Below are 15,167 nucleotides of genomic sequence, written 5' to 3' on the forward strand. Positions count from 1 at the left end.
ACGGGCTCTAACTACTTGTAGGCACACGGTTTCAGGATCTCTTTCACTCCCCTTCCGGGGTGCTTTTCACCTTTCCCTCACGGTACTGGTTCACTATCGGTCACTAGGGAGTATTTAGCCTTGGGAGATGGTCCTCCCAGCTTCCGACCGGATTTCACGTGTCCGGCCGTACTCAGGATCCACTCAGGAGGGAACGAAGTTTCAACTACAGGGTTCTTACCTTCTATGACGGACCTTTCCAGATCGCTTCATCTACCCCGTTCCTTTGTAACTCCATGTTGAGTGTCCTACAACCCCAAGAGGCAAGCCTCTTGGTTTGGGCTATGTCCCGTTTCGCTCGCCGCTACTCAGGGAATCGCGTTTGCTTTCTCTTCCTCCGGGTACTTAGATGTTTCAGTTCCCCGGGTCTGCCTTCAATACCCTATGTATTCAGGTAAAGATACTGCTCCATTACGAGCAGTGGGTTCCCCCATTCGGAAATCTCCGGATCAAAGCTTACTTACAGCTCCCCGAAGCATATCGGTGTTAGTCCCGTCCTTCATCGGCTCCTAGTGCCAAGGCATCCACCGTGCGCCCTTTCTAACTTAACCTAAATGGTTATTCTCTTAATAAATAAGAGAGAAAAACTAATGTGGCGATTCTCGGTTTTACTTTGACTTCTTCTTACGATTATCTAGTTTTCAAAGAACGAATTTGATAGAGAGATTGCACTCTCAAAACTAAACAAACAAGTAACCATCAACGTTTTATCAGTCCACAAGGACTGCATTTTCCTTAGAAAGGAGGTGATCCAGCCGCACCTTCCGATACGGCTACCTTGTTACGACTTCACCCCAATCATCTGTCCCACCTTAGGCGGCTGGCTCCTTACGGTTACCCCACCGACTTCGGGTGTTACAAACTCTCGTGGTGTGACGGGCGGTGTGTACAAGGCCCGGGAACGTATTCACCGCGGCATGCTGATCCGCGATTACTAGCGATTCCGGCTTCATGCAGGCGAGTTGCAGCCTGCAATCCGAACTGAGAATGGTTTTATGGGATTGGCTAAACCTCGCGGTCTTGCAGCCCTTTGTACCATCCATTGTAGCACGTGTGTAGCCCAGGTCATAAGGGGCATGATGATTTGACGTCATCCCCACCTTCCTCCGGTTTGTCACCGGCAGTCACCTTAGAGTGCCCAACTGAATGCTGGCAACTAAGATCAAGGGTTGCGCTCGTTGCGGGACTTAACCCAACATCTCACGACACGAGCTGACGACAACCATGCACCACCTGTCACTCTGTCCCCCGAAGGGGAAAATCCTATCTCTAGGAGTGTCAGAGGATGTCAAGACCTGGTAAGGTTCTTCGCGTTGCTTCGAATTAAACCACATGCTCCACCGCTTGTGCGGGCCCCCGTCAATTCCTTTGAGTTTCAGCCTTGCGGCCGTACTCCCCAGGCGGAGTGCTTAATGCGTTAGCTGCAGCACTAAAGGGCGGAAACCCTCTAACACTTAGCACTCATCGTTTACGGCGTGGACTACCAGGGTATCTAATCCTGTTTGCTCCCCACGCTTTCGCGCCTCAGCGTCAGTTACAGACCAGAAAGCCGCCTTCGCCACTGGTGTTCCTCCACATCTCTACGCATTTCACCGCTACACGTGGAATTCCGCTTTCCTCTTCTGTACTCAAGTCCCCCAGTTTCCAATGACCCTCCACGGTTGAGCCGTGGGCTTTCACATCAGACTTAAAGGACCGCCTGCGCGCGCTTTACGCCCAATAATTCCGGACAACGCTTGCCACCTACGTATTACCGCGGCTGCTGGCACGTAGTTAGCCGTGGCTTTCTGGTTAGGTACCGTCAAGGTACCGGCAGTTACTCCGGTACTTGTTCTTCCCTAACAACAGAGCTTTACGACCCGAAGGCCTTCATCGCTCACGCGGCGTTGCTCCGTCAGACTTTCGTCCATTGCGGAAGATTCCCTACTGCTGCCTCCCGTAGGAGTCTGGGCCGTGTCTCAGTCCCAGTGTGGCCGATCACCCTCTCAGGTCGGCTACGCATCGTCGCCTTGGTGAGCCGTTACCTCACCAACTAGCTAATGCGCCGCGGGCCCATCTGTAAGTGTCAGCGTAAACCGACTTTCAAATTTTCCTCATGCGAGGAAAAGGATTATCCGGTATTAGCTCCGGTTTCCCGAAGTTATCCCAGTCTTACAGGCAGGTTGCCCACGTGTTACTCACCCGTCCGCCGCTAACCAAGAGGTGCAAGCACCTCAAGATTCGCTCGACTTGCATGTATTAGGCACGCCGCCAGCGTTCGTCCTGAGCCAGGATCAAACTCTCCAAGAAAGTTGATATAGCTCATTTTGTTACGTTGGCTTAGCTTTTATAAAAAGCTAAAAAATTGTTTGTTGACGTTCTTGTTTGTTTAGTTTTCAAAGGACAAATTCACTGTGTCACCTAAAAGCGACTTTATTAATTTATCATAGCCAACATGTAAAGTCAATAACTTTTTTCGAGTTATTTATTTACGTCAGCAGCGACGTTTATTAATATACCAACATATGATTCAAAAGTCAACACACTATTTTAAATTAATTCTTTCTTTTTTTTAAGAGATATTTATCCTTTCTTCCTGCTTTTATTATCTCTTCTCATGTACTTCAGACATTCATTTGGTGAGGCCACTCTTTTAAATAGGGTAAATAAAATCTTATACCGCTCTTCCATTGCGCGCTTTACTATATGGTCAATACGATTATCTTTTAAATCAAATAAGATTTCATCCATCTCTCGCTTAATCAGGTATTCCATTTCTTTTACTTCTTTTTCATTTATGAGAAGCCCAAACATTGAATCACCCTTTACGAATTATGTAGTTATAGTAGTCTTTTCCAAATTAGTAAAATTTATAATTATTTTTTTCTTAATCATATTAATTTAAAAATACGCATAGGTATGAGACAAGGATAGCAATGGACGAGGTGGTATATATGAATTTCTTTTTTGTATTAAATAGTAGATCTGTAAAACAAACCATTTTGATAGTAGTCGCTGCTTTTTTTACCGCATTGTTTTTATTTATGGGAAATCTCTCGTTATCTCCAGTTTTTTCAACAAAGGACGGTCCTAAAGCTGTCTATCGCGGGGAAAAGGATATAGCTCTAACCTTTAATATTGGTTGGGGTGATGAAAAAGCAGAACCCATTTTGGATGCACTAAAAAAGGAAAACGTCAAAGCAGCAACCTTCTTTTTAGCTGGTTCATGGGCTGAGCGGCATCCGGATATAGTTAGCAGGATTGTCAAGGAAGGTTACGAAATTGGGATTCTTGGGTATGCCTATGAAGATTATACAGAATTAGAAGATGTGAAAATCGGAAAGGATATTTCAAAAGCAAAGGAAGCCTTCAGAAAGTTAAATATTAAGGACATCAAGCTTCTACGGGCTCCTACTGGTCATTTTGATCAACGTTCCTTAAAAATAGCGGAACGATATGGGTACACGATGGTTCATTGGAGTGTAGACTCTAAGGATTGGACCAACCCTGGGGTAAAGCAAATACAAGAGAATGTAAAGAAGGCTGCTAAAGGAGATATCATTCTTCTCCATGCCTCAGATTCAGCTAAACAGACGGCAAATGCTTTACCAGGAATCATTCAAGACTTGCAGGGAAAGGGACTTAAACTGGTAACAGTATCACAGCTAATTGCTAATGGCGTTGTTGAGTCAAGGGAAATTAAATAACGAAAAAGCGTCTAATAATTTTACAGATGGTTTACCTTTAAGGTGCAAAACGGTAAATCAAATAAAATATCACATCAACTTCACAGTACATTCCACAGTCAAAAGGGCTTAGAGATGAAAATATCTCTATGCCTTTTTTTAATGAAACCAACTGAAAGTTTTACAAAGTTCATTAGCTGCTAAAGCAAGTTTGATCAATAAGCGGAGAAATTCCTCTTAATTTGGAAATAGCACTGAAAATCACTTAAATAGACGGAAGGATTCCGACTATCGACACGAAAATATGGAAATGTGTAATTTTGCCTTGCTTAATCGAAAAATCTCCGCTTATATACCCCGAACGGGCTCTGTTCTGCCATCTAACCGAAAAATCTCCGGTTATTTTAAAATCACTGGTTACTCAATTAAGAATAAGCCTTCCTAACCAAGTAAACCTCATTTAGATGCGTTGAGGGGGACAATCGCTTTGCCACAAGTACCAAATCACAAAGATTCACACGATCAAGAAAAAACGCACTATGAATTATAATGTGAATTCAAGTGCGTTTTTTTATGTGTTTTATATTGTTTGAACCTCTAAATTTTAATGAACGGTTTTTTTGCTTAATTTTTTCGGGGATTTTGTTTTTTTATTGCTAGAAGAAGATTGCTTACTTTGTCTATGCTGCTGTGACTGCATATTTAGTTTATGAAGAATTAATAGTTGATACGCATTACAAGCTAATAAGGAAAACAACATTAAATAAACCCAGCTAGGTTCATTTACTCGTAACACAGGGAACCATTCTATAACAGTTACAACAATCATGAAAAAGAGTGCTGGAATAAATGCTTCCCGATTGGTTTGTTTCGCCTTAAACCAAGCAGTAACTAACGAAGGAATTAGCAGCAAGGCAGCCAGCACGATATATGATAGGAGGCTTTCCCCAGTTTTTGCAAATGTCTCATAGCGCAAATATACAAGGTCAAATAACACAAATAGAATTAATATAACTTGAACTCCATTCCAAAGTGAAACGGATTTAAAAATACCTAAACCAAAACGGTGAACCGTTAGATAGGCGAAAAAGCCCATTTGACTAACCACACTATAAAGAATGCCCCATAAAATAAACCAAAAAAGGGCAGATAATATATTGATCACTCGAAAATCGATAAAATAGTGCACATATTCATTCCAATTGATAATAAAACCTACAATTGCTGATGTAATTCCGCCAATTAAAAGCGTAGTCATAAACAGCCTGACCCAAATACGACTCGTCACACAATTATCCTCCAATAACAAAAAATAAATACCATACTGATTGTACCAATCCGAATATAAAAAATCCATCTTTTCAATTTCTTTACGCATAATCTAAGGTGCTTTTCTTCATCCTAAAAATTAAGGACTATTATGTGAAAGGAGCTTTTTTAAATGAAAGCAAAAAAGCTGATGCTCCCCTTGCTGATCACTATGCTTCTGTCTAGTTGTGCTTCTCCTGAAGCTAGCGGTGGAGATCAAATAGATTATGAAGCAACAAAGAAAATGGTTGTTGATATACTTAAAACAGATGACGGCAAGAAAGCACTACAAGAGGTTATGTCTGATGAAAAAATGAAAGAAACGCTAGTAATGGACCAGAAAGTGGTGTCTGATACCATTCAGCAAACCCTAACCTCTGATGCTGCGACAGAATTTTGGAAGAAAACCTTTAGTGACGCCAAATTCGCAGAGGGCGTAGCAAAAAACATGAGATCCGAGAATGAAAAACTTTTAAAGGATTTAATGAAAGATCCTGAGTATAGAGCCATGATGATAGAGGTTTTTAAAGAACCAGAAATTCAGAAAGAAATGGCAGATGCGCTAAAAAGCAAAGAATATCGAGAACATCTTCAAACCGTTATCTCTGAAACACTTGAAAGCCCTCTTTTTAAAGTAAAAATGCAGGAATTACTCCTAAAAGCCGCTGAGGAAACACAGAAAGAAGAAGAGAAAAAATAAAAAGCTTGGGATTTCAAAAAAATGCCTCTTCCGCACTTGGAAGAGGCATTCTTTTATTTATTTAAACGACTTGTCATTTTCTCTGCAATCTCTAGATAAATTTTTCCTAATTGATGATCTTCTTGATAGATTGATGGCGCAAAATCCTCGTCATTCCAATCAGGCTGATTGAGCGGTAAACGGCCAAGCACTTCTGAGTTTAAATCCTCGGCTAATTTATCACCGCCGCCTTTACCGAATACATATTCTTTTTCACCTGTCAGTTTACTTTCAAAGTAAGCCATATTTTCGATAATCCCTAAAATCTCATGATCGGTACGCAATGCCATCGCCCCAGCACGTGCCGCAACAAATGCCGCAGTTGGGTGTGGAGTGGTTACAATCACTTCTTTACAAGCAGGAAGCATCGTATGAACATCTAATGCAACATCTCCTGTTCCAGGAGGCAGGTCTAATAGTAAGTATTCAATTTCTCCCCATTCGACTTCATTAAAGAAGCTATTTAGCATTTTCCCTAACATCGGCCCGCGCCAGATGATCGGGGAATTATCTTCTACAAAAAAGCCCATGGAAATAACTTTTACCCCAAAGCGTTCAACAGGAAGAATTTTTTCTCCTCTGACAACTGGTCTTTTCGTAATTCCCATCATATCCGGAACACTAAATCCATAAATATCAGCATCAATTAAGCCAACTTTTTTACCTAGACGCGCGAGTGCTACGGCAAGGTTTACCGAGACGGTGGATTTACCAACCCCGCCTTTACCACTTGCAATGGCAATAAATGTTGTTTTATTAGAAGAAAGCAATCCCTTGTCTTCTGATTCACTTGCAGTAGCACGGTGTTCCGCTAATACCGCCTCAGGCAGTTCACTAAAACGGATTCCAACCGTTTGGGCACCAGCCTCTTTCAGCAAATTCACCACTTGTGTTTGAAGCTGTAATTGTTCAGCGGTTCCAGTTTTCGCAATCTGTAATTTTACGCTGACATGGCTTTTCTCTTCTTTGATTTTTACTTCTTCAATTGCATTTAATTCATCTAACGTTTTATGTAAAAATGGTTCTTTTAAGCTGCCTAGTACTTCACGGACTTTTACTTCTGTTAACATGTAAACAAACACCTCACCTTATGAATTCGTTTCCAGTTTTCAGTATACCATATTCTTTTCTAGAAGCAGTTAAATGAATCACATCCACTATGATTTCAAAAAAAAGAAGGTGTTTAAACACCTTTATTCATCCTCAATCTTTAATTCCTTTTCATTGGTGAAATATCGAAGGACACCTTGATAGATGGAAGCTGCTATTTTCTCCTGGTAGGCCTCCTTCTTTAATTGCTCTCTTTCATTTGGATTTGAAAGGAAGCCTACCTCCACTAACACCCCAGGCTTTTTAGCATTTTTTAAAATATAGACGGAATTAATAGGCTTCGCTTTTCTCGTTGTATTCTCTAAATTAACAATCAGTTCATCCTGGATGAATTTTGCTGCTTTGGCATTTTCTTTGAAATGAGGAGCATAAAATGTTTGCGCTCCACTCCATCTTGAAGAAGGAATAGCGTTCAAATGAATGCTGACAAAAAAATCATTATCGGAGTTGTTTATCATTTTTAAACGTTTTTTTAAATCTTCTACTTTTCTCCTACTGTATCCTTTTGTTCCTTCATCAGCTAGATCTTTATCTGTTTCACGGGTCATGACCACTAAGGCTCCCTGTTCCTGAAGATAGTCTCTGACCTTTAATGAAATATCCAAGGCAATATCTTTTTCTAACACTTTGGAATTTCCTGCTCCACCATCTGGACCGCCATGGCCAGGGTCAAGTAAAATGATTTTGCCGGATAGCGGAAGATTCCAAGAATCGCCCCATGTATCCTCTTTAACAAAATCATATTGTAAGATCAAAAATAACAGAAGTAAACCAACTGAAAAACCAATGACCTTAAATTTTTTCTTTGACACCCAAATCATCCTTCCCGCTCGTCCCTATTCACTTTACTATATGGGACAAGGGGACTGTTTAGAACAGGAAGAAATGTTAAACCCAGGATTATCGCTAATCCTGGTGCTTGAATATGCCATTTGATTAATGCAATCGTAGCTTGCGGCGTCGCTGAGCTTTTTCATACCCTTCTTTCCACCAGGTATCAATATACCCCTCACAGGAATAATAAAGGGTTTCACTCATGGTCCCTTCTTCACCATTTCCCCAATAAAGGAGAAAATTGTAGAGCGTATCAATTAAATGCTTCTCTTCTCTATAACAACGTTTTCGAACATCATCTATATTTTCGCCGTAATAACCAAATTTGCTAAATTTAGCTCCTAATAAGTACGCTTCTAATGCTACATCATAACAGGCTTCTTCAATGCCTGTATTCATGATAAAAGTTGACGCAATTCTGGATGAGCCAAAATATTGCTGCACCCGTTCTTTTAACATTTTAACAGACAAGTCCTTTAAAACAGACCGCTCGTATTTGATTTGTTTATCGCGACGCTTTTCTTTAAAGGTAGTAATGACAGTCACTCTTTTCACCTCTTAGGACTATTCTTCATCCTATAGGCATAAGAAATTCAAATTCAACAGCGTTTTCAATTGCCAATTTTTATTGAATCGTGTCATCTTTATTCCAAATAATTGAAAACGTACTTCCCCTGTTGCTGCTTTCGGATAAAATTAAATCTCCATCAAGGGCTTTTGTAAGCATTTTACTGAAAGGCAAACCTAAACCAAGACCTCTTACCTTTAATTTTTTCTTTTCTCCACGGAAAAATCTTTCAAATATATAAGGCTGTTCTTCTTCTGGAATTCCAGATCCCGTATCTGATATGTCAATACCGCAATCTGTCAGCCTTACTATTATTGAACCCTGGCCATCGAGTGATTGATAGGAGTTGTTTAACAGGTTAATCATGATTTGCTGTAACCGCAATGGATCGATGTACCGGTACAAGGTTTCATTAGGCACATTGACTTGATAATCAATCGGTTGAGGCTGTGTTACCGCCCATGCACGGACAATGTTCTTTATAAGCTCATTCAAATTGTGATTTTCTAGTCTGATGGAAAAGGCCCCTGCAGCTAAGGAATTAAAATCTAATAAATCTGCAATCATGGTTTGGAGCCGAGTGACTTCCTTGAGTGTAATATCAAGAAACTCTTCCCTTTCCTCACCCGTGACAACTCCATCACGCACTGCTTGGATCAGTCCGCTAATGGAGGTTACAGGTGTTTTTAGATCATGTGTAACACCCGCAAATAATTCAGCACGAAGTTTTTCAAGCTGCATCAGGCGCTTCGTCATCTCCGCAAAGGAACTGACGAGTTCATAAATTTCCTGTTCGTTTGATTCTGTATTTAAGTTAAGCTCATAATTCCCCTCTTTGATTTGCGCCGCCGCATGTGCCACATCTTGAATGGGCTTTAATATTTTCTTCGAGAGCAGGTATATCACAAGCCAACCTAATAATCCTAAGCCTCCTAATAAAATAAATAATAGACGATATTCCTGATTAACCTCTGACAATTCCTCTCCGCTTTGCATTAACACAACCCAGCCAATTTGGTCGTTATTTTTCATAATCGGCGATTTGATAGCATACATCACACCGATATCATCTACATCGAGCCTTTGTATGGTTTCTTTATTCTCAAAAACCTCACCGGGAATTTCAATTTTGTTCTGGTTCCGCGGCCCCATTCGTCCAGGGTTCATATGCCGCGGTCTTGAAAAAATCTCTTCCCCCTTTAAATTGGTGATAAATAGCTCTGGCTCTTTTTCTAATTGAAGGACTCTAGCTCGTTCTTCCAGCATACGATTAAAAAATGGATCAACCTCCATCATTCCATTTGATTGAGTTACTCGATTTGCAGTTTCAACCGCTAAATATTCCATTAACTTCAAACGATTCTCCAAGGTGGCTTTTTGAATCCACCATAAAGATCCAGCACCTAATAGGACTAATCCAATAATAAGCGTAACAAGGTATCTTGTTGTCCAATACGTAAGTAATGTCGTTCGTTTCTTATTTTTCATAAACACAGAATTGATACCCCAATCCCCGATGGGTACGTATTTCGCCTTGCGAGACTGGCCATTCACACAATGCTTGCCGTATCCGTTTAATTGCTAAATCAACAGCACGATCACTGCCTTCATAATCCATTCCCCAGACACTTTCGATAAGGTCGTCTCTTGTAAAGGTTCTATTAGGCCTTTCTGCTAAAAAGATAAGCAAACTGAGGTCTTTAGGTGTTAAAATAACCTCTTCTCCATTAATAGTTACAACATGAGAATCAAGGTTTATTTTTAAACTGCCAAACTGCTTACTGTTTTCTGTATCAAGAACATTTGCTGAACGCCGCAGCACAGCATTTACACGTGCTATGACTTCCTCACCAACAAATGGTTTTGTGATATAATCATCTGCTCCTTGATTTAATCCCTTAAGACGATAATCAATATCCCCTAGAGCGGTTAGCATAATCACTGGACAGGCACTAATTTTTCGAATATCTTCTAGAATACTCCAGCCGTTTCTACCTGGCAGCATAACGTCAAGTAATACAAGATTTGGACAATTCTCATGAAATAAACGCAATGCTTCATCTCCATCGTAGGCTTGTACGACATGATAGCCTGCATGCTGTAAGTAAACAGCCAATACTCTGGAGATTGTCTGTTCATCTTCAACAACCAAAATGGTTTTCATTACTTAACAACCTCCAATCTCTTTAACTATACTAGAAAATCCTCGGGTGGAATATACCGAGGATTTTGACTAATATAGTTTAAACTCCCATATTGCTACTAGGAGTGGTGCCAACTACTCCCGGTTGCCCATCGCCGCCTTTATGCATACCGCCGCCATGTGCACCGCCTCTATGACCAGGGCCGCCCATTCTCTTGCCAAACATTCCGAATGTGTCATTACCGAGTAGTTCTTTTAACTTCGCAGCATCCTTCTTTTCTATTTCACTTATGATTTCTTGTGTTGATTTATCCGTAGTAGCGATTCCCAAATCTTTTGCTAATTTTGCTATTTTTTGATCTCGCACTTCATCAGCAATCTGTTGAATCGTTTTTGCGTCGATCGTAATATTATATTCCTTTGCGTCCGCTAATACTTTTGCCTTGTAAACTTCTTGGGCAATTTCGTTCATTTCCTTTCCTTCTATACTTATACCTAGTTCTTTTGCCTCCTTATTGACGGTTGCGGTATATACTTCCTGTGTTAGTGTGGTTAAATCTTTCCCTTCAGTTGTAATTCCTAACTCTTTTGCCTTCTTATTCAGATCAGCTTGTCTAATATCCTTCATTAATGTTTCTGCATCTTTACCATCAATTGTTACGCCTAGCGCTTTTGCTTCCTTTTGAAGCTCAGCTAAGCGGATTTCCTGAAGCAGTGATTGTGCATCCTTTCCATCTGACTTGATATCTAATGACTTAGCTTTCTCTTGCAATTTGGCTAATTGTACTTCCTTTGCAAGAGTATTAATATCCTTATCAGTTGTCTTGATACCTAAATCCTTCGCTTCCTGCTTTATACGTGCTGCTTGGATTTCCTCCATTAACGTTTCAGCGTCTTTGCCGCTGGTTTCAATTCCCAAGCTCTTTGCTTGGGCCAATAGTTCTTCTGAATCCATACCCCTATGTCCAAAACCCATCATGCCTTTAAAGCCCTTTATCATATTTTCAACCTTTGTACCCGTGCTGCTCGTTGGGTCATCGTTTGCAAGCGTGGTAGTTGCATAACCTCCTAGCAATAAGACACCTGCAACCGTTAACCCCAATACAGATTTTTTCATTTAAATTACCTCCTGATTTTAGCAGGCTCTTGTACTTGCTGAACCTTGTACAATTACTTTAACGGCCAAATAAGTCAGGAGGATGTCAAATGAAAATATTTTTCTAAACATAAAAAGACCTCAACCATATTGGATGAGTGTCTTTTTATGTTGCATAATTGAAGGGTTTTCCTTGTGAAGTTTATTTTAATATCTACTTTATTCTAATACGCTTTTCAATAGAGGATACATTTCCATCACCTATACGGCTCATTGAAATACTACGATCACAGATTGCCTCTACATCATTGCGGTCATGTGTAACCAAAATACATGTGATACCGGTTTTTTTCAGGATTGAGCGAAGTTCTAACCTGATTGAGTCTTTTAAATCGGAATCTAAATTACTAAAAGGTTCATCCATTAACAGCACTTTAGGCTGTGGGGCAAGTGCACGAGCCAAAGCAATTCGTTGCTGCTGTCCACCGCTCAATTCATGAGGATAACGAAGCTCAAACTCTTCCATTTGAACGAGTTCGAGCATTTCTTTCAGACGTGATTTACGCTCATTTCTGCTTGTACGCACGAGCCCAAAAAGGAGATTATCCTTTACTGTCATATGCGGAAACAGGACATAATCTTGAAAGACCATACCTACACTCCGATCTTCCGGCTGAACAAATAGCTTTTCAGTCACTACTGGAGCTTCTGCTATATGAATAGCACCTTTGTTTGGTATCTCTAGTCCTGCAATCAGCCGAAGCAGTGTACTTTTTCCACTCCCGCTTGGCCCTAAGATACCCACAATCTCGCCCTTATTCATAGAAAAAGAAAAATCGTTAATGACAGGTTCTTTTGATTGCGTAAATGAAAAAGTCAGCCCCTTGATCTCTAAAATTTTCATTTTTTCACCCTCTTATCTATCAAATGAAAAACAACTACAGACATGGTGCTGATCACGATAATCATCAGGGAAGGAATTGCTGCCTCATGAATCATCTCATCTTTTGCATATTGAAAAGTTTTGGTCGCCAATGTCTCGAAGTTAAATGGCCTTAATAACAATACTAAGGGCAATTCCTTACAAATTTCAACAAATGTTAAAATAAAGCCGCTGAATAGTGCACCTTTAATTAATGGTAATTCCACTCTAAAAAACGTTTTCGTTATTCCATGGCCTAGTAATCTAGAGGCCTCGGTATATTTCGTACCTATCTTTTCAAAACCCACTTCAACCGCATTGTACCCTGTAGCCATAAAACGAATAACGTAACCAACAATCAGCATTACAATTGACATGCTTAAAAGTAATGGAGCATCCCCGAGCCCCATATAAGAATAAAGTGGTGCCAGCGTTTCATCAAGTTGTATGAAGACAGCTAATACACCAATAGCAATAATAGCACCGGGTATTGAATAACCAGAAGTAATCACTTTTGACAATATATATGGAAATGCCCATTTTGATCGGCATACATTCGCAATGATAGTAGCAACAATAATGATGATGGCTGTAGAGATTGCTGCTATAGAAACTGTCTGAGTCAATAAAGTAAAAAAGGATATGTCCCAAACCTTATCAAACGTCAACCCAGCCCAGGCAATTAGTTGAAATAAAGGGATGATAAATCCTAAAGATAATACAATGGTACAAAATATAAAAGCTGCTGCAGCTGGTACACCTTTTAATTTAATAGGAACAAGCGGTTTGGACTTATTACTTAGATGGTATCTCTTTCTTTGTCTAAGCAATCTCTCTAAAATGAATACTCCAATGATGATAAACATAAGCCAAGCAGCGAGCCGCATAGCAGTATCCACATCATACATACCGAACCATGTTTGAAAAATTGCTGTCGTAATCGTGTGAATTCCAAAATAGCTGGTAACTCCGTAGTCACTCAGCACCTCAAAAATGACTAATCCTGCTCCACCTATAATGGCTGGTCTAGCAAGCGGAAGCACGATTTTAAAAAATACTGCCGTAGGCCTTCTTCCAAGTAGTCTTGCATTTTCAATATATGATGAACTTTGGCTTTCCAAAAATGCTCTAGCAATAATATAGACATATGGAAACAAAAATATCGTAAAAACGAAAATAGCCCCACGTAAGGAGGAAAATGATAATAGTTCAGGATTAATTTGAACGTCCCATTGATTTCGTAATGTACTTTGAACGATGCCTGTATAACTCAGCATGGTTCGGTAGGTATACGCTGCAATATAAGGCGGAATCGCAAGTGGGAGGATTAATCCCCAGCGAAAAAACTTACGGAACGGAAAATCATACGCTGAAGTCAGCCAAGCAAGTGTGACACCTAAAAAAATAGTAAGAATCCCGGTAAAGAAAACCAGGATTAAGGTGTTTATTACATAATTCCCCAATAAATACTCGCGAATTTGGTACCAATTTTCATTTGGCTCTTGAAATATTTCTAGGAAAACGTAAAGGATGGGCAACAGAATAACTGCTGCCCCTATTAAGCTGATAATCCACCATCCGTTAAGCTCTTTTTTTGCATAGCGCTTAACACTTTCAAGTTTCATGTCTATTTCCAACCTGTCTTATTAAAGATTTCGATTGCTTTTGCATTATGTTCACCCAAGGTTTCAAAATTTAATTCCTGCATTTTGAATTCTCCCCATGATTGAAGTAATTCAGGCTGTTTTGCTTTTTGGTTAACTGGGAACTCATAGTTGTTTGCTGATAAATATTCTTGTGCTTCCACATCTGTCATATATTCAATTAATTTAACCGCATTTTCTTTATTTTTGCTATGTTTTGTTAATCCAATTCCACTGATATTAACGTGGGTACCATTCGTTTCTTGGTTTGGATAAAACACTCCGATACTTTCAGCCACCTTCACTTCTTCCGGATCTTCAGAATTTGCTAGTAAACCAACGTAGTAAGTGTTCATAATGGCTACATCACCAGTCCCAGCTGCAATTGCTTTTGCCTGGTCACGGTCACCGCCATCAGGCTGGCGGGCAAAGTTTTTGACAATTCCCTCAGCCCATTGCTCTGCTTTTTCTTCACCATTTAGTTCAATAAAAGAAGCAAGTAACGATTGATTGTATAGGCTTGTTGATGAACGTGCAAGAACCTTACCTTTCCATTGATCATCTGTTAAGTTTTCATATGTAGATAATTCTTCTGGTTTTACTCGGTCTTTCGCATAAACAATCACTCGTGCTCTTGTTGCCATTCCTACCCAGAAGTCCTCTTTATCTCTTAAATTTTCCGGTACATTTTTGTCTATTACTTCTGAGGTTACAGGCTGAAGGATGTCATTCTTTTTTGCATTAGCTAGAACTCCTCCATCCACCGTTAAAAATAAATCCGCTTGAGTGCTTTCCCCTTCACGCTTTAAACGTTCAATTAATTCCTCTGCCTCCGCTTTTACAACATTTACTTTAATCCCTGTTTCTTCCGTAAACATTTTATATACTTCATCATCTGCCTCATAATGTCTGGCAGTATAAACATTAACAACCTCGTTTTTTGTTGTAGTCTTTTTCGTTGTTTCCTTATCTGAATCCGAACTGTTTTGGTTTGAGCCGCAGCCAGCCAGACCTACGGCAAGAATTGCACTAGCCATCACAGGTTTAAACCATTTTGTTATATACATTGTTTGTTTCCCCTTTTCGATAAATAATATTTT

At 40.0% G+C, this 15,167-nt stretch carries 13 protein-coding genes and 2 rRNA genes (1 of these 15 cut by a window edge); 2 read left to right on the forward strand and 13 right to left on the reverse strand.

Annotated features, from left to right (window positions below; genetic code table 11):
• From ACN6MT_RS02985 to ACN6MT_RS02995, 3 genes are all read right to left on the reverse strand, one after another.
• Positions 1-590: ribosomal RNA gene (locus tag ACN6MT_RS02985) — 23S ribosomal RNA — on the reverse strand; it reaches 2,347 nt to the left of the window's first position.
• Between the two features lie 188 nt (positions 591-778).
• Positions 779-2,328 (reverse strand): 16S ribosomal RNA (locus ACN6MT_RS02990).
• The 16S and 23S rRNA genes sit together here, the layout of an rRNA operon.
• A 273-nt stretch (positions 2,329-2,601) precedes the next feature.
• The gene (locus tag ACN6MT_RS02995) at positions 2,602-2,832 is read right to left on the reverse strand and encodes a hypothetical protein (RefSeq protein WP_063254304.1); all 231 of its coding nucleotides are present in this window, start codon (positions 2,830-2,832) and stop codon (positions 2,602-2,604) included.
• Positions 2,833-2,972: 140 nt separating this feature from the next.
• Between ACN6MT_RS02995 and pdaB the strand changes: the two genes are divergently transcribed.
• Positions 2,973-3,725, forward strand: coding sequence for a polysaccharide deacetylase family sporulation protein PdaB (pdaB, locus tag ACN6MT_RS03000; RefSeq protein ID WP_063254303.1), 753 nt, complete (start codon positions 2,973-2,975; stop codon positions 3,723-3,725).
• Between the two features lie 583 nt (positions 3,726-4,308).
• Here the strand turns inward: pdaB and ACN6MT_RS03005 are convergent.
• Positions 4,309-4,992: a KinB-signaling pathway activation protein gene (locus tag ACN6MT_RS03005; RefSeq protein ID WP_419954747.1), complete on the reverse strand. Its 684-nt coding sequence runs from the start codon at positions 4,990-4,992 to the stop codon at positions 4,309-4,311.
• 153 nt (positions 4,993-5,145) lie between these two features.
• On the opposite strand from ACN6MT_RS03005, the gene gerD reads away from it, so the two are divergent.
• Complete coding sequence (gerD, locus tag ACN6MT_RS03010) at positions 5,146-5,712, forward strand: spore germination lipoprotein GerD (RefSeq protein ID WP_034676189.1); 567 nt, start codon at positions 5,146-5,148, stop codon at positions 5,710-5,712.
• A gap of 53 nt (positions 5,713-5,765) precedes the next feature.
• On the opposite strand, the gene ACN6MT_RS03015 is transcribed toward gerD, so the two are convergent.
• From ACN6MT_RS03015 to ACN6MT_RS03055, 9 genes are all read right to left on the reverse strand, one after another.
• The gene (locus ACN6MT_RS03015) at positions 5,766-6,821 is read right to left on the reverse strand and encodes a P-loop NTPase (protein ID WP_419954748.1); all 1,056 of its coding nucleotides are present in this window, start codon (positions 6,819-6,821) and stop codon (positions 5,766-5,768) included.
• Positions 6,822-6,944: 123 nt separating this feature from the next.
• A complete protein-coding gene (gene cwlD, locus ACN6MT_RS03020; protein ID WP_268875100.1) occupies positions 6,945-7,673 on the reverse strand; it encodes an N-acetylmuramoyl-L-alanine amidase CwlD in 729 nt (242 codons plus the stop codon).
• A 124-nt stretch (positions 7,674-7,797) separates the two neighbouring features.
• Positions 7,798-8,241 (reverse strand): YbaK family protein, encoded by a 444-nt coding sequence (locus ACN6MT_RS03025; RefSeq protein ID WP_034676180.1) that lies wholly within the window; start codon positions 8,239-8,241, stop codon positions 7,798-7,800.
• A 79-nt stretch (positions 8,242-8,320) separates the two neighbouring features.
• On the reverse strand, positions 8,321-9,751 hold the full coding sequence (locus tag ACN6MT_RS03030) for an ATP-binding protein (RefSeq protein ID WP_419956369.1): 1,431 nt from the start codon (positions 9,749-9,751) through the stop codon (positions 8,321-8,323).
• Entirely contained in the window at positions 9,741-10,427 is a 687-nt protein-coding gene (locus ACN6MT_RS03035) for a response regulator transcription factor (RefSeq protein ID WP_419954749.1), read from the reverse strand. The genes ACN6MT_RS03030 and ACN6MT_RS03035 overlap by 11 nt, the downstream gene beginning before the upstream one ends.
• A 79-nt stretch (positions 10,428-10,506) precedes the next feature.
• On the reverse strand, positions 10,507-11,523 hold the full coding sequence (locus ACN6MT_RS03040) for a hypothetical protein (protein ID WP_419954750.1): 1,017 nt from the start codon (positions 11,521-11,523) through the stop codon (positions 10,507-10,509).
• Between the two features lie 193 nt (positions 11,524-11,716).
• Positions 11,717-12,406, reverse strand: a complete 690-nt coding sequence (locus ACN6MT_RS03045; RefSeq protein WP_419954751.1) for an ABC transporter ATP-binding protein — start codon at positions 12,404-12,406, stop codon at positions 11,717-11,719.
• Positions 12,403-14,049 carry an ABC transporter permease gene (locus ACN6MT_RS03050; RefSeq protein WP_419954752.1) on the reverse strand — a complete coding sequence of 549 codons (1,647 nt, stop codon included), beginning with the start codon at positions 14,047-14,049 and terminating at the stop codon, positions 12,403-12,405. Before ACN6MT_RS03050 ends, ACN6MT_RS03045 begins: the two co-directional genes overlap by 4 nt.
• 2 nt (positions 14,050-14,051) lie before the next feature.
• Positions 14,052-15,134, reverse strand: coding sequence for a Fe(3+) ABC transporter substrate-binding protein (locus ACN6MT_RS03055; protein WP_419954753.1), 1,083 nt, complete (start codon positions 15,132-15,134; stop codon positions 14,052-14,054).
• Between the last annotated feature and the right edge of the window lie 33 nt (positions 15,135-15,167).

It is taken from the genome of Neobacillus niacini, from assembly GCF_048572935.1.
Classification (GTDB): Bacteria; Bacillota; Bacilli; order Bacillales; family Cytobacillaceae; genus Neobacillus; species Neobacillus niacini.

What these genes read in the sequence shown, in the direction of transcription:
- ACN6MT_RS02995 (WP_063254304.1), bottom strand. Translation starts at nt 2,832, where the DNA reads ATGTTTGGGCTTCTCATAAATGAAAAAGAAGTAAAAGAAATGGAATAC.
- pdaB (WP_063254303.1), top strand. Translation starts at nt 2,973, where the DNA reads ATGAATTTCTTTTTTGTATTAAATAGTAGATCTGTAAAACAAACCATT.
- gerD (WP_034676189.1), top strand. Translation starts at nt 5,146, where the DNA reads ATGAAAGCAAAAAAGCTGATGCTCCCCTTGCTGATCACTATGCTTCTG.
- ACN6MT_RS03015 (WP_419954748.1), bottom strand. Translation starts at nt 6,821, where the DNA reads ATGTTAACAGAAGTAAAAGTCCGTGAAGTACTAGGCAGCTTAAAAGAA.
- ACN6MT_RS03030 (WP_419956369.1), bottom strand. Translation starts at nt 9,751, where the DNA reads ATGAAAAATAAGAAACGAACGACATTACTTACGTATTGGACAACAAGA.
- ACN6MT_RS03035 (WP_419954749.1), bottom strand. Translation starts at nt 10,427, where the DNA reads ATGAAAACCATTTTGGTTGTTGAAGATGAACAGACAATCTCCAGAGTA.
- ACN6MT_RS03040 (WP_419954750.1), bottom strand. Translation starts at nt 11,523, where the DNA reads ATGAAAAAATCTGTATTGGGGTTAACGGTTGCAGGTGTCTTATTGCTA.
- ACN6MT_RS03045 (WP_419954751.1), bottom strand. Translation starts at nt 12,406, where the DNA reads ATGAAAATTTTAGAGATCAAGGGGCTGACTTTTTCATTTACGCAATCA.
- ACN6MT_RS03050 (WP_419954752.1), bottom strand. Translation starts at nt 14,049, where the DNA reads ATGAAACTTGAAAGTGTTAAGCGCTATGCAAAAAAAGAGCTTAACGGA.
- ACN6MT_RS03055 (WP_419954753.1), bottom strand. Translation starts at nt 15,134, where the DNA reads ATGTATATAACAAAATGGTTTAAACCTGTGATGGCTAGTGCAATTCTT.